This is a genomic window from Comamonas trifloxystrobinivorans, from assembly GCF_043359985.1.
In the GTDB taxonomy this organism is placed as follows: domain Bacteria; phylum Pseudomonadota; class Gammaproteobacteria; order Burkholderiales; family Burkholderiaceae_C; genus Comamonas; species Comamonas trifloxystrobinivorans.
Genome location: NZ_JBHZGV010000012.1, coordinates 74391 through 99719, shown reverse-complemented (window position 1 = coordinate 99719; position 25329 = coordinate 74391). Strand labels below are relative to the sequence as shown.

The following is a 25329-nucleotide window of genomic DNA, read 5'->3' as shown; positions in this document are numbered from 1 at the left end:
AGTGTGGCTAAGATTTTGCTGGTAGATACAAACTTTTCATCAATTCCTATTCATGAGGCATTGGTGCAGGCGGGTCATGATGTGCATGTGGTGGGTGCCAGTCCTGGCGATGCATTGGCAAAAATTTCCTCAAAATATTTTTGCTTGGATTATTCGAATGTTTTTGCGCTTAGAAATTTTGTGCAAGAGCAAGGTATTGAATACCTGGTTCCAGGGTGTACAGATCGCTCTTATGAATCATGCGTAACGGTAGGTCAAGGCGCAGCTATATGGCTTGGTGATTGTCCACAAGCGCATGATTTCATCAGTAATAAATCCAGCTTTAGGCAGGTGGCAGAGAGATTAGGGCTACCCGTACCAGTTGTTTTTTCAGAGTCAGAAGCTTGTTTGGCAAAAGCTCCGATAATTGTTAAGCCGGTAGACTCGTTTAGCGGTAGGGGAATGACGATATTAGATCGCCCGAATGTAATGGGTGTCGCGGAGGCGATGAGTAAGGCCAAGGAAGCTTCTCCAACCGGGCATTGCTTGATCGAACAATTCGTCGAAGGACAACTCTATAGTCATTCCGCATTTTTTCAAAATGGGAAAGTGGTTGTAGATTTTATTGTTCAGGAAGACTGTACAGTCAATCCATTTGCAGTGGATACCAGCCGCTTGATAAACAGTGGAGTTGAGGATCTTCGTATAGACTTACGCAAGTGCATGGAGGAGCTAGCAAATGAGTTATGCCTTGTTGATGGTTTGCTGCATACGCAATTCATTCATAATGGCCGCCAATTTTGGTTGATTGAATCAACGCGCCGCTGCCCCGGAGATTTATATGCTCAATTGATTGAAATGTCTAGCGGATTTCCTTATGCAGAATTTTATGCGGCTCATTTCTTAGGGAAGATAACCGGGGTGCCTGAGACTAAATGGATCAGGCCGATCATTCGACACACGATTTCTGTGGGGCGAGAACAGAGTTTGATTGGCCTTGGCTTCTCCAGAGCGGTCCATGTGGAATGCTATATACCAATTAAGTCGGTGGGAGATGATCTGGGTGTGGGGGCAAAAGGGAGAGTTGGTCTAATATTTTTTAGAGATACTGAATTTAAAGAATCGGATGATTTGTATCAAGCTATTTTGCGCAAAGATTTATATAAAGTTTTCCCTTCCTTCAATGAAGCTTGCCTGCCGTAATCATAAGCGAGGTTTGAAGAAAAGGATGCTTTCCGACCAGCCCTGCGTGTAGTGGCGGAAGAATATTTCGTAGTCGTTGCCGAGGCTTTGAATTAAAAGATATATTTCGCGCAAATCGGAGGCACGGTGATAAGTTGCCAGTGCTAATTTGGGAGCAGTGTTTTTAATATGCTCACGAGCTCCTTCAATAGCGGGTATCTCCCATCCCTCCAGATCCATTTTGATGAATGTAACGGGTTCATCAATCATTGAATCAAGTGTGTTTACTGCAATTTCTTCATTGCCGTGCTCATTGATGGCGGAGGCTGACCCAATTTCGGAGTTGAAGCGCAGTGTTGCTTTTGAGTTAGATAGCCCAATTTGAAAAAAATGAATATCGCGAACGCTTGACAAATTGATCTTTGCCTTGCGCAGATTTTTTTCGGATGGTTCAAAAAACATGATTTTATTGTAATCAGGATAGCGTTGGGCGAATTCCATTGCGGTGTCCCCATCGAAACCACCTGCATCTACAAAAACTTCATTTTTATATTGCATGAAATTTTCGAAATATTGATCTTTTAGGCGTACCTTGAAATTTCTCATGTGTTCTGGATCTGCGGATAGCCGAAACTTCAGTACATCCAGAAACATATCTTTAGAGACTTGGTCACTTAGTTGGTCAAAAATTTCTTGCCAGAGGTCTGCGTGCTGATTTATTTCATGTTTTTGCTCTTTGATAAAATCAGGAAGTAAACAATCATCTCCTATTTTTTTTGAAAGCTCCGCAATACTAATAATGGATTCGAACCCCATATTTTTTAAATAATGGTAGGTGTCAATGGGGCGAATAGATGTGGAGCAATTAATGACGCATATTTTTTTATCGGCATCGACTGATTTGATGAGTGGAATTTCATTCCAGTACGTGCGCGGTGTGCATGTGTCGTCAATAATGGCTATTATATTGAGGATTTTTTGAATTTTTAATGTTTCTGTGTTTTTTCCGATAGCATAGTAGTTCGTGCCTTCTAAAATAGAAGCCCCATTTTCTTTTTTTTGTTCCGGGAATTCAATTAGCTGCTCAATTTTAATGGCGATGTTTTTTTTCATAAAGTATTCCATTTTTTGGTGATATAAAAGAGCGCTGCATTAAATTTTATGGGGAGGCAACTCTAAGCCTGCATGCCGTTCAGTTTTTAATTTCATCCACTCACTCTGTTAATTAGAGATTTTAAATTGCGATCTGTTGCCCGCTGATTGCAGTTATTGTCACAATTATTTTTATTTCCATAGTCCGCCATGCAAGTGCTGTTTGTTTTGGGGTATATGTATGACAGTGAAAGCAAGTTTGGTGCCACTGTGGCCTCCCAGCCAGTGATTTCGGTGAAGTTTTAGCCAGACTCCCTGAAGAAGAAGGTCATCTTCGCCGATATACAAACTAGGACTACCAAGGTTGTCGTGACTCAAACGTCGAGAAATCATCGGCCGCATTGCTCACAAAGGTATTGAAAGCATCAGCCGACTGGCATTTGCCGCGGGGTTGTCGAACGTAAACATGGCTCTGGTTCAGCCAGTTTTGCATTCGATTCTAGAGGCAGTTGGATGCGCCCTGACGCTGCTGAAGCTCGCACTTCCATCATTTGCTCAAGGTTTATCGAACGGTTGTGTTAATAGTTCTAGGTTGCATAAAATACAGATTCCCACTGGACGGGTGTATGATGCCCGAAGTGAAATCTATAGTTTGGATTAATTTCCTGTATTAGCTCGCGTAGCGCCCAAAGGTCATCCTGGCGGTGGTATGCAGAGATCATTAATCTTGGCTGAAATGTGCGCAGCGTATGCTCTGCGCCTCTCAATGCATCGCCTTCTCCACCCTCTATGTCCATCTTAATTACGTCCACCCGAATTCCCTTGTTTCGTACATAGTCATCGATCGACACAAATGGAAAAGATGAGTCTGGGACGGCATTAGGTTCAATTTCAGTTGTGTTATCGTTCAACTGCATGGATCCATTGGAGAGCATCCCCACAGCCATCGGCACCACATGCATTCGACTCGCAAGATGTGGGTTCAATGCTTTTTGTTCATTGCAGAATGCTACGTGTGTTGGCATCGGGTCGAACAGATGTACCTGCCCCGTACTTCCTACATGCATCGCAAAAACAGTTGCGACATCACCAATGCACGCGCCGCAGTCAAGCACTATCTCGCCAGTTTGGGGTGCAAACCGTATTCCATCTCTCTCTACGAAATATTGACGATACCGGTTTAATCCTTCAGTGAAGCCATCAGCTGCAATAATTTCTGATGGCTCTCCCTTTTTACCTATTTCGACATTCAGTATATGTAGGGAAAGCCCCATATACGTATCGGGTAAGGTCAAGTGGGAAAATTGCTGAGTACCATTGATTTTTAAATAAATATCAAATGCTTCGGCTGGAAAAAAAGAGCGTCGATAGCCCACGACTTTCAGGACAATAGCATCATCAAATTGACGGCGGCTCAGTCCGTCAACGAGTAGTTGGCGTGTTTCCCATAGTTTTGCTGAATTCGATTTTAGCCATTCGGTGGTATAGCCCTTATTTTTTTCTTTGTTAAATAGATTCAAAAGTTTCCGAATGCGACGGCGTGTATCGATGAAGTGTGCGGTAGGTAATTTTTTGAACCAAAGCCAATCGAAGTTTTTGTCTCGACGCCCTCGGTCACTACCTCGTAACTGGAAGTAAATATGCGACAGTAATCCATCTAGCCATCGTTTTTCTGGGTCTAAATTACTCATCTTTATTACGCCTTGTGTATTTTTTTGAGGGGTATATTTTTATCATAAGTGCTACTGCCATTGCTAACAGAGCTTCTGACCCTATCAAAGCAATCGCTGCACCATCTGCACCCAAGCGTGGAAGCAGAAGTAGATTTGTCAGTGTCACGGTTCCCAAACCTAGAATATCTGCATAAGTGCGTGCTATTTGGCACTGGTTTGCAATCAAATATATGGATAGGCAATGGCGTAATGCATATAGTATAGGCCAGGGTGCTAGTAGATAGAGGTAGGTGGTTGAGGGAATATAGTCACTACCGAACACCATTGGAATCCATGGTGCTGCAACTAAAATACCTATCCCGGCCAATACGCCGTAGCCGATACCGGTTATTAATACAGCGCGATAGGTTCGCGCACTATCTACGCTACCTGCACGTGCAATCAAGCGCGGGAGGCTTGCACTGATGAGGGCTGATACTGGCAAAACAAAAATACTGGCTACACGGAAGGAAACAGTGTAAGAGCCAACCGCCGCAGCGCCCAGCAGTTGCAGCATCAAGACCTTGTCAATCTCTTGATAACTGGTGCTTGCAATATTGCTGATTGCATGGGAAGTACCCTGACGTAAAGCACTGGGCAAAGGAAGCCGTGCTTGCCATGCCGGCAGTCCGTCCACCCAGGCGATCAAGGTGATTACTGCAGCTATCCCCACCACGGTACCACTGAAATGTGCCATGGCCGCAAGCTCTGGTGAAGCGGTCAAACCGGTGGCAAACGTGGCTAGGATAGTGACGGTACGGCCTAAGGGAACAAGGCAGACCGAAAGCGCTGCTGCTCCGCCACGCTCTAGTGCGGAGCAATGACTGCTGGCTGCATGCGAGACTGGTAACAGCAGCAGTTCGGATATCGCGAGTATTAGCAGTGAACCTAGCGGCAGCCGTTCATGCAGCAGGGACGATGCAATCAGAATGCCTATGGTGAGCAGCCCTCCAACCACACCAGTTTGTACCAGCGCTGTTGCCCACATGCCACGTGAGCTGTTGCGGTCGCGTGCAATGTGCTGTGTCAATAGTAATGCACTGCCCCAGTTGGCGAGGGGCATTGCCAATGTGGCCAGCGCTACCGAGCCAGCAAACAATCCGTAGCCCTCCGATCCTAGCCAGCGCGAGACGATCAACAGATAGGCTGCCTGAATCACAGCGCGTGCACCTAACCCAGCTGCACCGAGCATTGTGTTCTGGCCCAGCCGACCTGGCCGATAGTGCTTCAGCCAGTACCATGTGTTTTTCATGGCTGCTGTTCAGTCGTTATCGCTTCGCATGGTGTTTGTCGTCGTTGGCGTTTTAGTGTAGGCAATCGCATGGCAAGAGTTTTATAGGCCGTGACAATAAAACTCAGCAAGGAAAAGTGTTGCTTGAAGTCGGTAAGCGCAAATTTAATTGCGGGCATATCGTGCGATCGCAGGCCCCATAGCAGCAAGCTCGCAGCTGTTTCCCAGCGATAACCCATGGGGTAGTCTGCTCGATCTGAAAAGAATGCACGAGCAGCCGTATCGAATTCCAGTGCAGATTTATAGAACGCGACTCTTGCCTTGGCTCCTGACCGGAGAGCGGAGTTCGGGCTGACACGGTAGACGGACATTATTTTTGGGATATATCCCACTTTGCTGCGTTCGGTGATCCAAGCTGAGAGAATACTGTCGCCAAAATGATACTTTGGATCCATTAAATGGGAATCGTACCACTCTGCAAGAGTGTCTTTGCGCAATAAAATAGTGCAGGTTCTCAATATTTTTGGATAGTGCCATGTGGAAAATATTTTACCACTCAGATATTTCTCGGAAACTCTTGCGTGCATAGATCTTGATAAACTTAGTTTCCATGTTCCGTGATCTAGAATGCATCGTGTCCAATCGCAATGTACGATGCCGATGCTGCGGTCACTTCTCATCATGGCAACCTGAAGTGCCAATTTATCTGTTGAGCACCAATAGTCATCACCTTCGCAATATGCGATATATTCACCTCGGGCCTCGCTGAAAATTCGACGTGAATTGGAATTCATTCCCACATTTTTCTCGGAATGAATGACGCGAATAATTTTTGGGTAGCGCTTCTGGTACTCAATGGCAATCTGGAGGGTATTGTCCGTAGAGGAATCTTCACCGATGATCAATTCAAATGGGAAATCACATTGTTGGTTAACAATGCTTTCAATGGCTATTGGTAAATAGTCAGCATGATTGTAGGTAATCATCAAGACGGTGACGACGGGATTTTTTGCCAGCGCTGAAGTATCGCTGATTTCATGTTTTATATTTTTATCAATATCAGCGATATTTTCGACCTGAGTCATTTTTAATTTCTTTTCATATGATGGTGGTGGTGCGAGAATATGGTTAACATGCATAATGTGAGGTGAAAGTGCTGCTTGGGCATTAAAAATTGAAGGAGACCAGGACGCGCCCGAGCTGCTGCTTGATGCGTGCGAAACGCACGCTTGACCTTGGCTTGTACGTCGGCCTTGCTCTTTTCATAAAGCTCTTTCATCCCAGCAAGCTCCATACTGACGCCGAGCTGCTTGCGAAAGCCTTTTGGTATCGCAATATGCTAGTTGTTTGCTGCTTCGCAACCCATCGCACTTTTCCATATGTTGGTAGCCGTACCATGAACTCTTGCTTGTGCAGCAGTTTGTGAACTTGGGTGATCAAAGCGACCTTGCTTAGTGTAGACACTACGGTGTGCATCAGTCCAGAGATTGCTTTTTGCGGCGCATGCTGCTCAATGAGAGTCTCCAGCTCTATCGGAGCCGGTAGTTGCGTTTGCGCCTGGGTTGCTTTGACACGGCCGAAAACTGACCAGCTGGCTTCATGCGTAGATCGTCATGTGGGATGGATCGTGGCTGAGGTAGAGGGTACCCTTATCCGTATCAGGCTCCGCGTATCGCTGGCCCGCTATTCATGCCACTGCCCAGGGATGAGGTTGGATCAGAGTCGTAACCTGCACCGGATCCATGGCGTTTGTGGCTCTTTTGCATACATGTGGACTGGTGTCGTTGAGCGAAAAAATCATCTGAAGCTGAGATCCGCCTGGTACGCATCCGTTTCAAACGCTTATTTACAGAGTGTTGGCTTCTGAATTTGGCATGAAGCTTGCATCAGTTGAGGAATAACTATTTTGTAATTCTTGCCATGTTGTCAATTCAAAAGGGCTTTACCTTGATCGAGCTGATGATCGTGGTCGCGATCATTGGAATTTTGGGTGCCGTTGCGGCAGTTGCCTATCAAGACTATATTGTCAAGTCACAAGCGGGCGGTGCTTTGGCAGAGTTGACGACATTGAAAATGGAGTATGAAATTGTCTGGAATGAAGGAAAGACGCCAAGCTTGGTGGCGTCAGATGAAGGTTATATTGGCCCAATTGGTTCCAAGAGTACTTATTGTATTTATACATTGACTAATGACGAATTAACCTGCACCACCAAGAATGGATTTTCTGGAAAATTTAATAATAAAAAAATTGTACTCACTCGTAGTTCTGGTAGTGCGTGGGTCTGCAGCAGTGATCTAGCGTCTAGATATAAGCCAGGTAATTGCACTTGAATTTGTATGAATTGATTTCAATGAAATTCCGAGGAGCTGATAATAAGTTTGAATGTTTGTTCAAGCTATGTAATGAAGCAGTGCTAGTATCTTGAGTAATGTTTGAATTTCTATAAATAAGAATGCTGATTTTCTTTGCTATGTAATTTAGCTGGCAATTTTTTTTGTTGCTTTTTCTGAAAGTGGCTGTTGCTATAGAAAACACCATAGTATTTGGTGACCGCCGTATTGCTATTGGCAGTGGATGACAGCTTGTTAAATCAGCGCTTCTGCTGGGTCTCAAAGCCTCTTGTCAATCCAAAATTTTTGTGCACTTGGTACGCAGTTGAACTAAACCAAACCAGAAATAGGCATGCTTTACCTATGCGCTTGCGGCACTGCATTTTAATTTAACTGCTCAGTAAGAGAGTCAACTATAATTTTTGATGGTGAAGCGCCTTCTACCTTGCGCAGGTTCCAAGTCTTGTTGGCATGATTGGACAAGAAAGATCGAATTACCTCTGGCTTCAAGTGTGAAAGCACTATGCCATCGCCCAAACCATCAAGCCTCTCAGTTGCACGTCTTAGAAGCAGTGTTGGTAAACCCAGCATCGCAGCCTCTTCTTGGTTGCTGCCGCCGTCTGTCAGTAAACAGCAACTACCGACCAAGAGACGAACAAAATCTGGGTAATCCATCCGGTCGAGCAACTGCAGACCCGGTTGGGCTTGGAGTTTTTTAAGCCAACCTGTTTGATGGATGCGTTCACGGGTTGCAGGGTGTAATACGAATCGGATGGGTAATAATGTAGCGGCATGGAGTACCTCTCCCATCAATAGATCAAAATCGGCTCTGCGTCCCAAATTTTCACTTCGGTGCATTGAAAATATGGCATAACCCCCAAGTCCTCCATGCGATGGTATCGTCTGCCAATTTTTCAAGGCAAGCATCAAGGCATCTCGCAGTGTATTACCTTGCGTATTAACGACTATTCCTGAAGCGGTGGAGAGGTTTTTTGCCGAGTTAGAGTCTGGAGCGAAATGCACCCGTGCTATACGAGAAACACAACGGCGAATGAGCTCTTCAGGGAAAGGTTCCATTAACCTCGATGAACGTAATCCTGCTTCGATATGAACGACAGGGACACCTGCGATTCGCAGAGCAATTGCGGTAAAAAGGGTTGATGCGGTGTCGCCATGTACCAGTCCTCCACGGGCTCCACGCCAATAACGAATACGTCGAAATGCTTGCCTCCAAAATTTGGCCGTCCAAGCAAGAAAGCTCATTCGCGTGGATGCTTCGGTATCCGGTACCAGCTTGTCATCCGCAGGTCGGGTGCCAAAGGCAGCTTCAAGGAGACTGAAGGTTTCTGAGTGCTGCCCAGTGTAGATCAGCTGATATGGAACCTGATGTTGATCCATTTCCCGCAAAATAGGAGCAGTTTTTATAAATTGTGCTTTGGTGCCTACTAGTATCAGAAAATGTGTGCTGTTGATTTTTTGTCGTTGCATGATGGTTGTTAAAGATTAAGACCTTTCTTGATGCTGTTTTATATGCTGAGTGAGCTTATACGCTTTTTTAAAACACGATTCAAGGTCATGCAGTTATTAAATTTGTTGCTGCTGTAAATCTACCTCGTGTATCAATAATAAGGTTGGCCTTTTCCTGCAATAGCACGTAGTCAAAGTAGTCATGGTCAGTGACTAAGACAATGCAGTCGTAGTTCGCTATAGTGGATGCACTTAGCGGCACCGATTTTAGATTAAAGGTATAGTCTCTCTTTTGCGGGAAAACTGGTACATGAGGATCACTGTATGCAATGTTGGCGCCTTTCCCTTGCAGCAGTTCCATGATTTCTACAGCGGGGGACTCTCGTGTATCATCTATATTCTTTTTATAGGCTATTCCAAGTATCAGGATGTTGCTACCTTTAACTGCTTGTCCGCGATCATTCAATGCGTCCGCAATTTTGCTGACAACCCATTGAGGCATGTAGTGATTGATCTCGCCCGCCAGTTCAATAAAGCGTGTGCTGACCCCATACTCTCGCGCTTTCCAAGTCAGGTAGAACGGGTCGATCGGAATGCAGTGACCGCCCAACCCTGGTCCCGGTTTGTATGGAACAAAGCCAAATGGCTTGGTGGCTGCAGCATCGATCACCTCGTGAATGTTGATACCCATTTTGTCGGCCACGATCTTCATCTCGTTGACCAAGCCGATGTTCACGCTGCGATGAATGTTCTCCAGAAGTTTGGTCATTTCAGCTGCTTTCGTGCTACTGACGGGCACCATCGTCTGAATGGCCATTTCGTAGAGAGCTTTACCTAGTTGAAGGCAGGTGGTAGTCATTCCGCCAATCACTTTGGGTATGTCTTTAGTGCCATAGTGGGGGTTGCCTGGGTCTTCGCGCTCGGGGGAAAATACCAATGCGCAGTTGTGACCAGGTGTCAGGCCTTGAGCCTGTAAACGAGGAGCAAGAATCTCCTCTGTCGTACCTGGCCAAGTGGTACTCTCCAGGCTCATCAACTGTCCTTCCCGCATATGGGGCAGAGCGGCTTCGACAGTGCTGATAATGAAGCTCAAGTCTGGTTCGCGTTGGGCATTCAAGGGCGTGGGGACGCAAATGATCAAAGCATCCAGTTCTTGTGTGCGTGAGAAGTCAGTGGTTGCCTCAAAGCCTTGTGACTGAGCAGCTTGCACAAGTGGTGGTGTCAGGCGTTCTATGTAGCTTAGGCCCTGGTTGAGCAAATGCACTTTGCTTTGGTCAATATCAAAACCAATTACTTTTACCCCTACTTCGGCGAAGCGCAGAGCCAATGGTAGACCGACGTATCCCAAGCCAAAAATACCAATGATCGCCTGACGTGAAGAAATTCGCTGCTCTAGCCTGGTTAAAGAATTATTTGTATTGCTATTGCTTGTCATAATGAGATGCAACCATTGCTTTTGGAACTTTTTATCTGATAATTCGCACAGTCTAGTACGTGCGAGGTGGTTTTGCAAGCGATGTAATCAAGATATGGGGCATGGCATAGAATGCTTCATATTTTATGGCATTGTTGCTAGCTTGGTTCGCGTGCTAAAGGTACGGGAGGTGATGCCAGAATAAAATTTAGTCTATTTTTGCTGAAAAAACACGTTTGATGGTTGTTTGTAATTTGTTAAAAATATATTTTTTAAAATTAAGCTGGCCAGTAAAAATATAACAGGCAAGATAGGTGTGTTGTACCTGGCTATTGGGAATCCAATAGTGTGAATAAGCAAGAAATAGATGAAAATAAATGTTAGCAGCAATGGTGTTGAATTGGGGGGAATTGGATTTTTTGTAAAATGAAAAATAAAATAAATGACACTAATGCTGGCTAAAATAACCCATGTCCAGTGGGTGTTTTTCATGGCTGTGTAGCTAAAGATAAAAAATTCTGATGTGAGGTAAGGGCTGCGCAGGACGGGATATGTGAAAAACCCTTGCCATGCAGATGCATCTGACCAAGATAAAAATGTAATAGGCTTTTCTAGTAAATACCATTGCAGGTATAGGGTAGGATTCTCTTGGATCCGATTCCATATTTCTGCCAATGCACTATGAACTGAGGCTGATAGTTCTTGTATTTTGGGGTCGAATCTATAAGGGTAGCCTAATGTTGCTAAATCGCCGTTGTACATCATGCTTGGATAGTGCCCATGCACGAGTGTGTTGATGGTAAGCGTTGGGTCGGAGTAAATGCCCAGAGTGACAATATTTCTTAATGTCCAGAAAGCAGTGGGTAGTATAAATGCGCTGGCTATTGCAAGGTAGTGATGCCACTTTAACTGTTTTTGGGATGCGAGTGCCGCATACACCACAAAGAAGGGTAGAAAATACTGAGTCGTTGGTCTTACGATCGTGGCAAGACCGAGTAGGAGACCTGCAATTACCAAGGTGGCACTATTCCTGCTTTCGACCTTGTATTGTGTGCATGTGTAGATGGCTGACAATAGAAGAAAGCCAAAAAGGCTTTCGGAGAGAATGTAGACCTCAGTATTTACTAGCTGTGGTGATATTGCTGTTAACAATGTTGGTAGAAGTGGCCAGGCTCCAGGCAAAAGTGTCTGAGCAATCGCAAACACAAGTAGTAGGCTGAAGATTCCCAGGATCGACTGCGCGATGACAATATTGGAAATACCTTTTTGCGTGGGTGATTTTTCAGTGAAAATCCAAAGAAACAATGGATAGCCTGGAGAGCGAAGCGCATCTGCGGTAGGGTTGAAATCATTATTGTTTGTTTTTTTCCAGGACTCGCGTGAATATGTGTCATGGAATCGCATGTTATAGGCGTAGCTATAATACTGTCCCGCATCTGCCCGCAATGGGGCATCCACTATCGTGTTGCCTGCGGCATGTATTCTGAGGAATATGCCAAGAAGCATGGTTAATGTAAGGATCAGGGTATAGGCGATTTGGCGCTTTTGCTGCATGCGATTCTTTTGCAATTGCTTGCTTACTTTCTATGCCCTATTCGCCATCCAAAGCGAGTGGCGGCGAGAGCCATAATAAAACTACGACGATCACGCAACATACGTGCCCGATTTTCCACCGTGCTTTTCCAGCAGCCGCACATGGCCCATAACCATACCTTTGTCCACCGCCTTGCACATGTCATAAATAGTCAAAAGCGCCACTTGCACAGCGGTGAGGGCTTCCATCTCTACGCCGGTTTGGCCTACGGTTTCGGTGCGGGCTTCGCAGCGCACAGTATTTTTATCCGGGTGTATTTCAAGCTCTACCGACACTTTTGTCAGTCCGATCGGGTGGCACAGCGGAATCAGGTCGCTGGTTTTCTTAGCGGCCATGATGCCGGCCAGGCGCGCCACGCCCAATACATCGCCTTTTTTGGCGGTGCCGGCCTGGATGATGGCCAGGGTTTCCGGCTGCACAGTGATAAAGCCCTCTGCTATGGCGATGCGGTGGGTGCTGGCTTTGCTGCCAACGTCCACCATATGGGCTTGGCCTTGGGCGTCGAAATGGGTGAGTAGGTTGGTCATGCTGGGGTTCTATCTACACGTGCTGAGCCGAGCAATTGCAGCAAGTGCAACTTGCGGGTGGGCTTTTCATCATACGTGTTAGCGTTGCTGTTGGTGGCGCGGGCTGGGAGCAAGCCGCGCCGGGCCTGGGTTCAGGCTTCGCCTTGACTGTTGGACAGGTGTTTGATGAAAAACAAGCCATTTATGCGCACGGTTTGTGCGTTGCTAGCTAGTAATTTTATAGCTGTTACCGCTTTGTGGCCCATGCAGAGCTACGCCGACACCACGCTGCCGGCCATGGGCGAAGGTGCGGAGATGACGACGGCCGAAGAGCGGCGCCTGGGCGAAGATATTGCCCGCGAGATCTTCCGCGACCCGCAGTTTCTCGAAGACCCGATTCTGTACGAATACGTCAACAGCATCTGGCAAGAGCTGATGGCCGCTGCGCGCCAGCGCGGCACCCTGACGGCTGAGCTGCAAGAGCGCTTTGCCTGGCAGGTGATGCTGATTCAAGATGCCACGGTGAACGCGTTTGCCTTGCCGGGCGGCTTTATGGGCGTGCAAACCGGCTTGGTGGCGGTGGTGACGAGCCGTGATGAGCTGGCTTCGGTTTTGGCACACGAAATGAGCCACATCACGCAGCGCCATATTGCCCGCATGCTTGCACAGCAAAAACGCATGTCGCCGGTGATGATTGCCGGCATGATTTTAGGCGCCTTGGCGGCCAGCAAGAACCCGGCTGCGGCCCAGGCATTGATGATTGGCGGCTCGGCGGCCGTCATACAGACGCAGCTGAACTTTTCGCGCGACATGGAGCGCGAGGCCGACCGCACCGGCATGGGCCTGATGCAACCAGCCGGCTATTCGCAAGCCGGCTTTGTGAGCATGTTCGAGAAGCTGCAGCAAGCCAACCGCATGAACGACAACGGCAGCTGGCCGTACCTGCGCAGCCACCCGCTGACTACCGAACGCATTGCCGACATGCAATCGCGCCTGCCCAACAACGCTGCGCGCCAGCCGCAAGACACGGGCATGGTGGCGCAAATGATGTCGGCGCGCGCCAAGATTCTCTCCAAGCCCGAACCCACGGTGTTGCAGCAGTGGGCGCAATGGGTGCAAACGCCGGAGTTTGCGCAACAAACGGCTGAGCAGCGCTCCGGCGCCTTGTATTTGGCGGCTATGGCTAACCACCAATTGGGCCGCACAGCGCCAGCGCAGGCGGCGCTGGATCAGTTGGATACGCTGGTGCAGGCGAAACCGCAGGCAGTGCGCCAGGCGCAGTTGCTGCGCGCCGATCTGGCTTTGACGGCGCGCACGCCTGATGCTGCGCTGACAGCGTTGGCTGCGGTAGTGCCTACTGCGCAAAAGAGTTTTGCCAGCCAGACCACCACCATCAGCAGTGCCACGACCGGCTTGGTCAGCGAAGCGGTGATCAGCCGTGGCGCAGACAATTCCTTGAGTATTTCCGATGCCGACCGTGATGCGCCTTTGTTGCCGCCAGCGCAGCCAGCGGCCAGCACCAAGGGCCAGGCGCAAGACAGAACGCAATTGATCCTGCTGGCACAAGCATTGGCCCAGTTGCCCACTGCGCAATTGGCGCAGCAAAGCAGCTTGTTGCGCAGCGCCAGTAATGGTTTGCAAACTGTGGTGGCGCAAACGCCCAAAGACGCTGCGGCCTGGCAGGCTTTGTCCAGCATTTTCCGCGTGCAAGGCCAGCCATTGCGCGCCATCCGTGCTGAAGCGGAAGCACGTGCTGCGCAGTACGACTATGCCGCAGCCGTGGACCGCTTGCGTGCCGGGCAAGACATGGCGCGCCATAGCAAGGAGCGCAACGATTACTACGAGGCCTCGATCATCGACACGCGCTTGCGCGAGATGCAGGCACTAGCGAAGGAACAGGCGGCTCGCAAGTGATTCGATGATCAGGCAGGTGGCCGAGTACAGCAGCGAGCCTATCAGCGCCGCCCAAAAACCATGCACCTGGAAGCCGCTGCCGGCAATGCCGGAAGCGGCCCAGAACATGAGCGCGTTGATGACGAACAAGAACAGCCCGAGCGTGATCACCGTCACCGGCAAGGTCAGCACCACCAAGATGGGCCGCACGATGGCATTGCACAGGCCAATCAGCAAAGCAGCCAGCAACGCCGCGCCAAAGCTGCGCACTTCTACGCCGCTGTACAGATAAGCCACACATAGCAGGGCGCCTGCGGAGAGCAGCCATTTGAGGAGGAGTTTCATGCGGCCACAGCTTACTGCATAATTTCTTTGTGCAGTTGTGCACACTAACAATACGAGCTAGCAAAAAAGGAAGAGGAATGAGGGAAAAACTGCGAGCGGCTGGTATCCACTTGCTGGTGGGGCTGGTGTTGATCAGTCTGGTGTTCTGTCTGGTTTACTTTGTCTGGTACCCGGCGCCGTTTTACGCTTACTCAGGCGGCAAGAATCTGATGGAGCTGATTTTTGGCGTGGACCTGATTTTGGGGCCACTGCTGACTTTTATCGCGTTCAATAAGAAGAAGCCGCTGCGAGTCAACTTGAAGGATATTGCGGTCATTGCATGTGTGCAGTTGGTCGCACTGGGCTACGGCGTTCATTCCGCGTTCCAGGCACGGCCGGCGTTCATCGCTTTTGATATGACGCGCTTTCGCGTGATACACGCGAACGAACCCGACCAAGAAGGTTTGGACAAAGCTGAAACCAGACTCCCAATGTGGGGGCCCAAATTGATGGGCCCATTGAAGCCTGTGGAGAGAGCTGAGCTGTTCGACTCGACCTTCAAGAGGCTGGGCGTGGCGACAGATGCGGTACCGACCAATACCTGGCTGCCTTACGAGCAGGTGAAACCTGCGGTATTAGCCCGCTCCAAGCCCGTGCAGCAGTTGAAAGAGCGCTTCCCTGCGCGCTCAGCCGAGGTGGAAGCATTTTTGCAGAAACACCAGCTGGCCCTTGCCAACGCGGTGTATCTGCCAATCATCGTCAACGATGCGCTGGGTTCACTGGTGTTTGACAAGGCTAACCTCGACAAGCCGTACTACCTGGATCTCGATTCTTTCTGACGCGGCGCGTCCATAGCCCATAAGCCCTAAAAAGCAACCATAAAAAAAGCAGCCCGCAGGCTGCTTTTTGCTATGTGGCGCGAGCGCCGCTCAGTCGAGCGCCAGCGTAAAGCAGACGCCCAGAACGCTGAGCAGCGAGCCGGCCAGCTTGGCTGGACGGGGCACGAAATCGGCCGATGGCGGCTCGGAGATGGCCTTGGGGCGACGCCAATCGAGCACCTGCGCTTGCGGGTGTTCGGCGTGCAGCTGAGCCGTCATTTGTTGCACGCTGACTTCCGAGATGTGCGTGGAGACGCGCGCGCTTTGCAGCAGCGGGCTGTGCGGGATCAGGCCTTCAAACAGGTTCTTGGCCCACTTGTTGCGCCATTTGTCGAGGGTGCTGCGGTTGCCCCAGCGGCTGGCGCGGCGGGTGATCTTGGGGGCGCAGGCCACCAACACCCAGTGTCCGCTGTCTTCGCTTTGGAGCTCTTTCAAGCGTTGCAGGGCAAATGCGGCATCATCGATAAAGACAATTTTTACGTTCATCAAGGGGCCTAAGTGGGGCAGTGCCACAGGGGCACCGCCGGGGTTGAAAGGCAGGGTTGCCTCGTTTTAGTGGGACTTTTCTGCCGGGAGTTCCGCAGTTTTTTTGCTGGCCATCCATTTACCCAGAGCCAGCACAAACAGCGCACCACCCACGTGGGCCACCCAGTACAGCGTGGTCGAGATGACGGGCAGGCCCTTGTCGTCGAGCGAGCCGAGCTTGGGCATCCAGGTCCACTTGTCGGGGTTGGTGAAGACCGGGTCGGTGACGAGCATGCCGCCAGCGATCCAGCCCAGCAGCATGCCGCCGGCCACGATGATCATTGGGTAGCGCTCCATCAGCTTGATGACCAGCTGCGAGCCCCAGACGATGATCGGGATCGAGATCAGCAGGCCCAGAATGATCAGCAGCATCTGGTGCTCGCCCGAGCTTTGGGCGGCGCCGGCAATGGCGATCACGTTGTCTACCGACATCACCAGGTCGGCGACGATGATGGTCTTGATGGCGGCAAACAGCTTGTCGCTGCCTTGGATGTTGTCGTGGCTTTCTTCTTCAGGGGCGATCAGCTTCATGCCGATCCAGAACAGCAAGATCGCGCCGACCACCTTGAGGAAAGGCAGTTGCAGCAGCACCATGGCGAAGGCGATCAGGATGACGCGCAAGACGATGGCGCCGGCCGTGCCGTAAATAATGCCTTTGCGGCGTTGCTCGGGCGGCAGCTTGCGGCATGCCAGCGCGATCACCACGGCGTTGTCACCACCGAGCAAGATGTCGATGATGATGATCTGGCCCAGAGCGATCCAGAAGGGAGTGTGCGTTAAAAAATCCAAGTCCATGAAAGCACCTAATTTGAAAGGGCCGGCGGGTTCGGGCGAACCACCAGCGATAAGGTGTCGTTACAGGTTGGAAGAGGCGACGTCATCCACCGCAGCGCAATGCTAGGCGGCAGGGAGCAGTAGCTTCGAAAAACCCGTGGTGCGGCACCATGGTTTTCAAAGGTCTTGCTCAGATCATGTGGCCATGAACCTAACGCGCCGGAAGCTGTGAGGCTTCGTACTGACGACGCATTACTTGTCTGCCCGGGCCGCCGCTGGCGGTGTGCAGACGGGAGCTACTCCCCTTCGTCAACCCGTATTGGAACACAAGAAAACGCCAAAACCAGAGAAAAAACCCGCTTGACAGTGGTTAATTCCTCTGAGCTGCATCTTAGGAACAACAGTGAATAACCACTTGTGTACCAATGCTGGCAATGGCTGTGGGTGTAAGCGCGGGCCGCGGGTCGGCGGCCGCTGACAGCAGGCTATCATCGCCAGAGCCATGGAGCGAATTCATATCACCGATCTCGAAGCGGCCATCAACCACTGGCGCCTGCGCGCGCCCAGCGGCCGTGGTTTGGCGCTGGCGCCCGAGGTTTGCGCGCTGGCCGAGGTGTACGCGCACATGGTTTTTCAGCGCTGGCAAGAGATCGATGCCGCCAGCCTGGGCGATGAGGCCATGTTTGCCTGGCTGGCCTGGTACGAGACCACGCCCGATACCCCTTGCATTGCCATTTGCTCTACCAGCCAGGGCGATGGTCACTGCAAGGGCTGCGGCCGCAGTTTTGAAGAAGTGCAGCAATGGCTGGCTTATTCGCCCTTGCAAAAGCGCGCTGTGTGGCGGCGCATTACCGTCGAAGGCACGGCCTGGCGCTTTAACCGCTATGCGGAGCGGGCGCAGGAGCGGGGCCCGGCGAAGGCCTGATCCGGGGCTCAATGATGTCAGGGCGCGTTGCGCTCTACCACTTGCACGTTGGCTTCAGTACGGGCCATCACTTCTGCGGCATTGCCGTTTTTCACTAGGCTGAGCTCCAGGGTGTAATTGCCGGGCGGTGGTTCGAACCAGTCTTCGGTGGCGCCGTTGCTAAAAGCGATGGTTTCTGTTTTGCCGGCGCGAATGAACTTGAGCACAAAGTGCCCGGTGCTGGGCTGTTTGCTGCGGCTGCTGGCCACGGCCAGGCCGGAGGCGTGGAACTGCAGCTTGAACGGCGCTGTCAGCACGCCGTTGACCGGCAGGTTGAGCAGCTCGATCTTGCGCTCTTTGCCATAGAGCTCGGGCAAGCCCGATTTGCCTTCGGCCACATTCACCACCAGCTCCGGGCTGTAGACAAAGAAGGGCACATGCTCGTGGTTGGCCAGCAGCAGGCGCAGGGTGTGGCGGCCGGGCGGCAGTTGGAGCACGGCTTCCATCTGGCCGGCGCCAAAGTGCAGGTAGTTGTCGCTGAAAGGGATGGGTGTGTCCGGCGGGATCGGCAGCGGTTTGTCGATCAGCAGGTGGTGGTGGCCGGTGCGGGCGATGTTGAACTTGGCGGGCGCCAGGTTCCATTGGCTCAGGCCGAACTTGGCCACAAAAGGGCTTTGCACGGTGTCGCCGCTCTTGAGGTTGCTGAAATAGGCGGCAGCGCCGGTCTGGGCGATTTGCTTGGACAGCCAAGGGTGGCGCGGTGCCTCGGTGTTGCTGACCAGCTCGCTGATTTCTGCACCGGCGGGCGCACAAGCCAGAGAGGCCAGGAGTGTCAGGCTGGCAGCCAGGCTGCGAAGCAGGGAGGGGCGAAAAGGCGCGGTCGCGGTTGTCATGCAGGCGGGCTCACAGCGGAAACTGGCCTGGATGATAGCTGTGCTATATCAATTAACGAATGTCATTTTTCGCGGGTGGCGCGGCTGCAACGCATCGTTAACAAAGCATAGCTTGACGACGGCAGCGGGCTCGCAGTTGATTTGACGCAAACGGCGAGCCGCGAGCTGGTGTTTTTGTGGCCGCAGTGCAGCTTACTTCCAGCGCTGGGGCTCGATCTGCACGGTACCCAGGTTGCTGCTCAGGATCAGGCCGCCTTCTTGGATGGTGGCTTGCAGCTGCATGCTGCGCTCGGCCAAGCTGCCCAGTTGTTGGGCCACTTCGGAGTCGATGTACAGCACTTCCAGCTTGCTTTGGCGGTTGACCTTGCCTTCCAGGCCTTTCCACCACACATGGGCGGCGTGGTTGAAGGGGTAGACCAGCACATGGTCCGACTTGTTACAGGCCTTGGTGATGGGCTTTTCTTCGGGCTGGCCGACCTCGATCCACAGGCGCTTTTGGCCGGTGTAGTCGGTGATGTGCACGTCTGGATCGTCCGGGTCGCTCAGGCCAATGCCAAAGCCCAAGGTGCCGTCACCATTGCACAGCGCCTGCAGCTGCCAGGCGTTCAGTGCCAGCGCCACCAGGCGCACCATCATGCGTTCGTCGGTTTCGCTGGGGTGGCGCGCCAGGGTCAGGTTGTGATCGGCGTAGTAGTTGTGGTCGATATCGGCGATCGACAGATTGGCCTTGAAGACCGTGGATTTGATGGCCATGTTGGACTCGGTTCGGTGCTGTTGCGTGGGCGCGCTGACTGTTGCCCGTGGTTGGGCGACGCGCTGCGCTGGGCCAAAGAAGGCGGGCCCGGTGGGCCCGCAGGGTGAGGGCGGCAGCCCTCTTGCTCTTTGCCTGCTGAAGATCGGGCGGGCAAAGAGCGTGTGGTTGGCCAGTGGCTTATACGCGCTTGGCCAGCTCGGCGGCCTTGCCGATGTAGCTGCCGGGCGTCATGGCCAGCAGGCGGTCTTTGTCGGTTTGGGGAATGTCCAGGCCGTTGATCAGCTTGTGCAGGTCTTCGGCGTGCACGGTTTTGCCGCGCGTCACTTCCTTGAGCTTTTCGTACGCGCCCTGCACGCCATAGCGGCGCATGACGGTCTGGATCGGCTCGGCCAGCACTTCCCAGGCGTGGTCCAGGTCTTCGGCCAGGCGCTCTTCGTTCAGCTCCAGCTTGTTCAGGCCGGTCATCAGCGAGGTGTAGGCCAGCGCGGCATAACCCATGGCCACGCCGATGTTGCGCAGCACGGTGGAGTCGGTCAGGTCGCGCTGCCAACGGCTGATCGGCAGCTTTTCTGCCAGGTGGCGCAGCAGCGCATTGGCCAGGCCCAGATTGCCTTCAGCGTTTTCGAAGTCGATCGGGTTGACCTTGTGCGGCATGGTGGACGAGCCGATTTCGCCAGCCTTCAGGCGTTGCTTGAAGTAGCCCACCGAGACGTAGCCCCAGATGTCGCGCGAGAGATCGATCAGGATGGTGTTGGCGCGAGCAATCGCGTCAAACAGCTCGGCCATGTAGTCGTGCGGCTCGATCTGGATCGAGTAGGGCTGGAAAGTCAGGCCCAGACCTTGGGGTTCGTGCTTTTCCACCACGTTCTTGCTGAAGCTCTCCCAGTCGAACTCGGGCCAGGCAGACAGGTGGGCGTTGTAGTTGCCCACGGCGCCGTTCATCTTGGCCAGCAGCTTGACGTTGGCAATGCGGTCCATGGCCGCTTGCAGGCGCACCACTACGTTGGCCAGCTCTTTGCCCACGGTGGTGGGCGAAGCGGTTTGGCCGTGGGTGCGGCTGAGCATGGGCACGGCGGCGTATTGGTGTGCCATTTCGCGCAGCTTCAGCACCACGCGGTCGAGGCCGGGCAGCACGACCTGGTCGCGGCCGGCGCGGATCTGCAGTGCGTGGCTGGTGTTGTTGATGTCTTCGCTGGTGCAGGCAAAGTGCACAAATTCAGCAGCTTTGAGCAGCTCGGGACGGGCGTCGAACTTGCTCTTGATCCAGTATTCCACCGCCTTCACGTCGTGGTTGGTGGTTTTCTCGATCTCCTTGATGGCCTCGGCATCGGCTTCGGAGAAGTTGCTCACCAGGCCGTGCAGGTAGCTGCGTGCACCTTCGGACAGCGGCGCGAACTCGGCAAAACCGGCGTCCGACAGCGCGATAAACCAGGTGATCTCGACCTGAACGCGGCGCTGCATGTAGCCGTATTCGCTCATGATCGGGCGCAGGGTGGCGAGTTTGGAGGCGTAACGGCCATCCAGCGGAGAAAGGGCGGTAAGGGAAGACAGGCTCATGGGGCGCTATTGTAGGAGGCGGCCGTTTGCCGCGACTGCAGTCTGGATTAGCACCCGTACAATCCGGTTCCTGGCCTTGGGCGCGCAGCGGATCGGGTTTTTTCGGGTGGCTGCAGCGCTTGGTGCTTGAACCTCTTACCCTTGATGCTATGAAATTGCTAGGAAGCCTGGCCAGTCCCTATGTGCGCAAAGTGCGCGTGGTGTTGGCCGAGAAAAAGCTCGACTACCGGCTGGAGCTGCTGGACGTGTGGCAGGACAAAACCGCCATCAGCGCCGCCAACCCGCTGGGCAAGGTGCCATGCCTGGTACTGGATGACGGCGCTGCGCTGGTGGATTCGCGGGTGATCGTCGAGTATCTCGATACTTTGTCGCCCGTGGGCAAGCTCATTCCCGGCGTGGGACGCGAGCGCGCCGAGGTGCGCACCTGGGAGGCGCTGGCCGACGGTGTGCTGGATGCCGCCGTGCTGGTGCGGCTGGAGAACGTGTTTGCCGGCCGCAGCCCCGAGCAGCGCAGCGAGGCCTGGATCGAGCGCCAGCTGGGCAAAGTCTGGGCCGGGCTGGAAGCCATGAGCGTAGGCCTGGGCAAGCAAAACTACTTTGCCGGCACCGGCATTCATATCAGTCTGGCCGATATTGCCGTGGGTTGTGCCCTGGGCTGGCTGGCTTTCCGCTTTCCCGAGTTGGATTGGCAGAGCAAGTACCCGAACCTGGCGCAGTTGCTGGAGCGCCTGGAAGCACGCCCCAGCTTTGCCGCGACCCAACCTCAGTAAAAAACCAAGCTGGCGCGGGCCGGTAAAGACTGGACCACGGTGAAATGGTATTCGGTATTCAAACAGCATTGCTTCGCAGTGAAGTGGGCGCCGTAACCTATCACCACAGTGGTGAGATGGACCCGTAGGCTAGGCGTCTGGGCGGGGCAGGCCATCCTGTGCAGACAGTACATGTGTACGGCAAACCCCAGCAACAACGCATACGGGTTCATATCGCCACCCCCAAACGAAGACTCTCCGTCTACGCATTGCAGCTGGCGTCGCCACTGCACTTGCGCCACAAGTATTCGGCAATTAAATAAAAAAGGCCCAGTCCTGCGACTGGGCCTTGGTAGAAAAAAGTTGCGAAGCGTCCCGAAGTGAATGATAGAGAGGGAGGGAGGAGAAGCACTCCAGGTTTGCAGTCATACCGCAGACGGCCTGAAAGACTTCGCAACACAAAACAATTCCTGGCTGCCCTGGGGAGGCCCCTAGCACAGCACGTATATAGAGTATGGCCTAAATCTCAAAGTTCCAGCTTACTCACCCAAATGTATTGTAAATAAACCTAAAAATTTGTTTGATTGCGCATACATCTGTTCCAAGGAGTATATGCCGGAAGCGAATGGCACCAAGTGTTTGCGGGTTTCTCCCCGCTAGTGACTGCCTACGCCGCCGCTAAAAACAAAGGGTAAACCACTAGCGTTTTCGTTGTAGCACTACCGCATTGCCGCTGGCTGCAATACGGATTGCCACAGGGCGTTGACGGCTTGCTGCTCTGCCTGCAGTTCGGCAGCGGGAACCTGGGTGGGCGCCTCGTTCAAGCGGGCCACGTGTTGTACGCGGCGCAGCTCGCGGTAGGCATTGGCGGCGGCTTGGCCCACGCCGGCAGGCACCAGGCCGGCAGTTTCGGCCCGCTGCAGCAGCGCAATATTGCCCAGGTTGGGGATCAGTTCGCGGTGCAGAGCCGAATCGAGCAGCACCAGGTACTGCACGACAAACTCCACATCCATCATGCCGCCCACGCTGTGTTTGACGTCGAACAGGCCGGCCGGCACGGCGTGTGCGCTGCGCACGCGCTCACGCATGGTGACAATTTCGTCACGCAAGGCGGTCGCGTCGCGTGGCGCAGTAATCACTGCTTCGCGCACCGCGTCAAAACGCGCTGCCAAGGCTTCGCTGCCCAGCACAAAGCGGGCGCGCGTCATGGCCTGGTGCTCCCAGGTCCAGGCGGTATTGCTGCCGCGCTGTTGCTGGTAGTTGGCGTACGACTCAAAACTGGTGACGAGCAGGCCCGAGTTGCCGTTGGGGCGCAGTGCGGTGTCGATTTCAAACAGATCGCCTTCGCCCGTTTTGACGGTGAGCCAGCTGATGAGCTTGCGCACAAAGGCAGCATAGACTTCGTAGGCGCGGTCATCGTCGTCGTCAAAGACAAAGACGATGTCCAGATCGCTGCCATAGCCCAGCTCTTTGCCGCCGAGCTTGCCGTAGCCGATGATGCCGAACTGCGGCACCTCGCGGTGGCGGTTTTTCAGGCGCTGCCAGCACCAGCGGCTGGTGATGCGCAGCACGGCGTCGGCCAGGGCGGACAGGTCGTCAGCCACTTGCTCCACGGTGATTTGGCGCTCTACGTCGCGGGCCAGCGTGCGGAAGGTTTCGGCATGGTGGGCGCGGCGCAGCAGGTTGAGCAGGTTTTCGTCGTCGTCTTCGGCGGTTGATTGCAGGGCGGCGCGGCGGCGCTCCAGCTCGGATTCGAACTCACTGGCGTTGAAGCGCTCGTGCATCAGCGCGTCGCTGGCCAGCTCGTCGATCACGCCGGGGTGCTGCAGCATATAGCGCGCCGGCCATTTGGCAGCGCCCAGCAGATGCATGAGCTTCTCGTGCACGGCAGGGCGCTCTTGCAGCAGGGCGAGGTAGCTTTCGCGGCGCAGCAGCGATTCCATCCAATCGGCCAGGCGCACGGCGGCTATTTCGCTGACCTGGCCTTGCGCCAGCCACTGCGCGCTGCGTTGCAGCAGCATCACCAGGCGGTTGCGGCCGGCATCGCTCAAATAGGCATAGCGCGGGTTGCGCTGCCATTGCTCGACGCGCTCGCGCACCGCTTCGGGCAGCTTGGCCAGCACGGCGTCCAGCTCGGGCGCGGGCGCCGCGCCCTTGGCACCGCCGCATTGGCCGGTCTTGCAGCTTTCTTTGCCGCCGAGCAGCTTGTCGAACTCTTCGGCCACCAGTTCGCGGTGCGCGTCAAGCTGGTGCAGAAAGCCGCATTCGTTCTGGTAGCCCAGGGTGTGTGCCATCCAGGCCAGATCGTCGTCGCGCGTGGGCAGCACATGGGTTTGCTGGTCGTCCAGGTACTGAATGCGGTGCTCGACCTTGCGCAGAAACACATAGGCCTGGGCCAGTGCCTGGGCGGTTTCGGGCGCCATCAGGTTGGCGCGTTCCAGGCGCTGCAGCGCTTCGAGCGTAGGGCGGCAGCGCAGTTCGGGGAACTGGCCGCCGCGCACCACTTGCAGCAGCTGCACGATGAACTCGATCTCGCGGATGCCTCCGCGTGAGAGCTTGACGTCGTTGGCGCGCTCGGGGTGGCCGGCACTGCGCTTGGCGGCGTGCTCGCGGATCTGGCGGTGCAGGCTGCGCAGCGAATCGAACACCGCGTAATCCAGGTAGCGGCGGAAGACAAAGGGCAGCACCACGCCGCGCAGCGCCTGTACGTTGGGCGTGGCAATGTCGGCCAGCGGCGCCACGATGCGGCTTTTCATCCAGGCAAAGCGTTCCCACTCGCGGCCATGGGTTTGCAGATAGTCTTCCAGCGCAGCCAGCGAGATGGCGGCCGGGCCGGAGTTGCCGTTGGGGCGCAGCATCAGATCGACGCGGAACACAAAGCCGTGCTCGGTGGTGTCGCCCACCAACTGGTAGATTAGCTTGACGGCGCGCAAGAAATACTCGTGGTTGCTGAGCTTGCCGCGGCCGTCGGGCAGGCCGGCGGTTTCGCCGTCTTGCTCGTAGACATAGATCAGATCGATATCGCTCGACACGTTCAGCTCGCGAGCGCCCAGCTTGCCCATGCCAATCACCCAGAACTGCACCGGCTGTCCGTCAGCGCCTTGGGGCGCGCCGTGGCGGCTGTCCAGCTCAGTGCGGGCAGCGGCGCAGGCCACGTCCAGCGCCAGTTCGGCCAGCTCGGTCACGCCGCGGGTGACGGTGGCCAGATCGGCCTGTTCGTCGCAATCGAGTTGGATCAGGCGCGCCATGACCAGCTGGCGCAAAACGCGCAGCGCCGCGCCCAGCTCGTAGCCTTTGGCTTGCAACGCTTCCAGCGTAGGGCGCATGGTGGCGTGGGTAGGGGCGCCGGGCGGCAACAGATCCAGCAAATCAGCGTAGCGGCGCTGCAAGCGTTGGTAAAAGCGGGAGTGCTCAGCCAGGGCTGCGGTTGCCGGCTGGGTGGTGATATCCGTATGTGCCATAGCGCTTTTCAAAGAATGGGCCGGCGGGCAAAGCTGTTCAAATGCTCACATCTGGAATGTGAGCGGGGCTGTTGCCGCGGGTCATAATTCCTCTTTCCCCTACTCATTG

Annotated in this window: 21 protein-coding genes; 6 read left to right on the top strand and 15 right to left on the bottom strand. The window is 53.6% G+C overall.

Annotated elements, in window-relative coordinates:
• Positions 1 to 3 precede the first annotated feature (3 nt).
• A complete protein-coding gene (locus ACFIQF_RS15895) occupies positions 4 to 1182 on the top strand; it encodes an ATP-grasp domain-containing protein (protein ID WP_393944338.1) in 1179 nt (392 codons plus the stop codon).
• On the opposite strand, the gene ACFIQF_RS15890 is transcribed toward ACFIQF_RS15895, so the two are convergent.
• The 4 genes from ACFIQF_RS15890 to ACFIQF_RS15875 form a co-directional block, all read right to left on the bottom strand.
• Entirely contained in the window at positions 1183 to 2274 is a 1092-nt protein-coding gene (locus ACFIQF_RS15890; RefSeq protein ID WP_393944337.1) for an FkbM family methyltransferase, read from the bottom strand.
• A 566-nt stretch (positions 2275 to 2840) separates the two neighbouring features.
• Positions 2841 to 3944: an FkbM family methyltransferase gene (locus ACFIQF_RS15885; RefSeq protein ID WP_393944335.1), complete on the bottom strand. Its 1104-nt coding sequence runs from the start codon at positions 3942 to 3944 to the stop codon at positions 2841 to 2843.
• Positions 3937 to 5217, bottom strand: a complete 1281-nt coding sequence (locus tag ACFIQF_RS15880; protein ID WP_393944333.1) for a lipopolysaccharide biosynthesis protein — start codon at positions 5215 to 5217, stop codon at positions 3937 to 3939. The genes ACFIQF_RS15885 and ACFIQF_RS15880 overlap by 8 nt, the downstream gene beginning before the upstream one ends.
• Positions 5214 to 6281, bottom strand: a complete 1068-nt coding sequence (locus tag ACFIQF_RS15875) for a glycosyltransferase family 2 protein (RefSeq protein ID WP_393944332.1) — start codon at positions 6279 to 6281, stop codon at positions 5214 to 5216. Before ACFIQF_RS15875 ends, ACFIQF_RS15880 begins: the two co-directional genes overlap by 4 nt.
• 835 nt (positions 6282 to 7116) lie before the next feature.
• Here ACFIQF_RS15875 and ACFIQF_RS15870 point away from each other — a divergent pair.
• On the top strand, positions 7117 to 7527 hold the full coding sequence (locus tag ACFIQF_RS15870; RefSeq protein WP_393944330.1) for a pilin: 411 nt from the start codon (positions 7117 to 7119) through the stop codon (positions 7525 to 7527).
• Positions 7528 to 7911: 384 nt separating this feature from the next.
• On the opposite strand, the gene ACFIQF_RS15865 is transcribed toward ACFIQF_RS15870, so the two are convergent.
• From ACFIQF_RS15865 to moaC, 4 genes are all read right to left on the bottom strand, one after another.
• Positions 7912 to 9015, bottom strand: coding sequence for a UDP-N-acetylglucosamine 2-epimerase (locus tag ACFIQF_RS15865; protein ID WP_393944328.1), 1104 nt, complete (start codon positions 9013 to 9015; stop codon positions 7912 to 7914).
• An 85-nt stretch (positions 9016 to 9100) separates the two neighbouring features.
• Positions 9101 to 10429, bottom strand: a complete 1329-nt coding sequence (locus ACFIQF_RS15860; RefSeq protein WP_393944326.1) for a nucleotide sugar dehydrogenase — start codon at positions 10427 to 10429, stop codon at positions 9101 to 9103.
• A gap of 192 nt (positions 10430 to 10621) precedes the next feature.
• Entirely contained in the window at positions 10622 to 11962 is a 1341-nt protein-coding gene (locus ACFIQF_RS15855) for a glycosyltransferase family 39 protein (protein WP_393944324.1), read from the bottom strand.
• 90 nt (positions 11963 to 12052) lie between these two features.
• Positions 12053 to 12529 (bottom strand): cyclic pyranopterin monophosphate synthase MoaC, encoded by a 477-nt coding sequence (gene moaC / locus ACFIQF_RS15850; RefSeq protein ID WP_393944322.1) that lies wholly within the window; start codon positions 12527 to 12529, stop codon positions 12053 to 12055.
• 243 nt (positions 12530 to 12772) lie between these two features.
• Here moaC and ACFIQF_RS15845 point away from each other — a divergent pair, with 243 nt between their 5' ends.
• Positions 12773 to 14422, top strand: a complete 1650-nt coding sequence (locus ACFIQF_RS15845; RefSeq protein ID WP_393944320.1) for a M48 family metalloprotease — start codon at positions 12773 to 12775, stop codon at positions 14420 to 14422.
• On the opposite strand, the gene ACFIQF_RS15840 is transcribed toward ACFIQF_RS15845, so the two are convergent.
• The gene (locus tag ACFIQF_RS15840) at positions 14393 to 14746 is read right to left on the bottom strand and encodes a phage holin family protein (protein ID WP_393944319.1); all 354 of its coding nucleotides are present in this window, start codon (positions 14744 to 14746) and stop codon (positions 14393 to 14395) included. The two genes, ACFIQF_RS15845 and ACFIQF_RS15840, sit on opposite strands and share 30 nt — an antisense overlap.
• Positions 14747 to 14823: 77 nt before the next feature.
• Here ACFIQF_RS15840 and ACFIQF_RS15835 point away from each other — a divergent pair, with 77 nt between their 5' ends.
• Positions 14824 to 15564 carry a hypothetical protein gene (locus tag ACFIQF_RS15835; RefSeq protein WP_393944317.1) on the top strand — a complete coding sequence of 247 codons (741 nt, stop codon included), beginning with the start codon at positions 14824 to 14826 and terminating at the stop codon, positions 15562 to 15564.
• Positions 15565 to 15654: 90 nt separating this feature from the next.
• Here the strand turns inward: ACFIQF_RS15835 and ACFIQF_RS15830 are convergent, their stop codons facing one another.
• Both ACFIQF_RS15830 and ACFIQF_RS15825 read right to left on the bottom strand, forming a co-directional pair.
• Entirely contained in the window at positions 15655 to 16089 is a 435-nt protein-coding gene (locus tag ACFIQF_RS15830) for a hypothetical protein (RefSeq protein WP_393944315.1), read from the bottom strand.
• Positions 16090 to 16155: 66 nt separating this feature from the next.
• The gene (locus ACFIQF_RS15825; RefSeq protein ID WP_393944312.1) at positions 16156 to 16923 is read right to left on the bottom strand and encodes a TerC family protein; all 768 of its coding nucleotides are present in this window, start codon (positions 16921 to 16923) and stop codon (positions 16156 to 16158) included.
• 481 nt (positions 16924 to 17404) lie between these two features.
• Here ACFIQF_RS15825 and ACFIQF_RS15820 point away from each other — a divergent pair, with 481 nt between their 5' ends.
• The gene (locus ACFIQF_RS15820; protein ID WP_393944310.1) at positions 17405 to 17827 is read left to right on the top strand and encodes a DUF3717 domain-containing protein; all 423 of its coding nucleotides are present in this window, start codon (positions 17405 to 17407) and stop codon (positions 17825 to 17827) included.
• Between the two features lie 17 nt (positions 17828 to 17844).
• Here the strand turns inward: ACFIQF_RS15820 and ACFIQF_RS15815 are convergent, their stop codons facing one another.
• From ACFIQF_RS15815 to purB, 3 genes are all read right to left on the bottom strand, one after another.
• Positions 17845 to 18699 (bottom strand): DUF4399 domain-containing protein, encoded by an 855-nt coding sequence (locus tag ACFIQF_RS15815; RefSeq protein ID WP_393944308.1) that lies wholly within the window; start codon positions 18697 to 18699, stop codon positions 17845 to 17847.
• A gap of 192 nt (positions 18700 to 18891) precedes the next feature.
• The gene (locus ACFIQF_RS15810) at positions 18892 to 19452 is read right to left on the bottom strand and encodes a YaeQ family protein (RefSeq protein ID WP_393944307.1); all 561 of its coding nucleotides are present in this window, start codon (positions 19450 to 19452) and stop codon (positions 18892 to 18894) included.
• Positions 19453 to 19630: 178 nt separating this feature from the next.
• Positions 19631 to 21010 (bottom strand): adenylosuccinate lyase, encoded by a 1380-nt coding sequence (gene purB, locus ACFIQF_RS15805; RefSeq protein ID WP_393944305.1) that lies wholly within the window; start codon positions 21008 to 21010, stop codon positions 19631 to 19633.
• Positions 21011 to 21159: 149 nt separating this feature from the next.
• Here purB and ACFIQF_RS15800 point away from each other — a divergent pair, with 149 nt between their 5' ends.
• Positions 21160 to 21780, top strand: coding sequence for a glutathione S-transferase family protein (locus ACFIQF_RS15800; RefSeq protein ID WP_393944304.1), 621 nt, complete (start codon positions 21160 to 21162; stop codon positions 21778 to 21780).
• Positions 21781 to 22478: 698 nt separating this feature from the next.
• Here ACFIQF_RS15800 and glnE read toward each other — a convergent pair.
• Positions 22479 to 25220: a bifunctional [glutamate--ammonia ligase]-adenylyl-L-tyrosine phosphorylase/[glutamate--ammonia-ligase] adenylyltransferase gene (glnE, locus tag ACFIQF_RS15795; protein WP_393944303.1), complete on the bottom strand. Its 2742-nt coding sequence runs from the start codon at positions 25218 to 25220 to the stop codon at positions 22479 to 22481.
• Between the last annotated feature and the right edge of the window lie 109 nt (positions 25221 to 25329).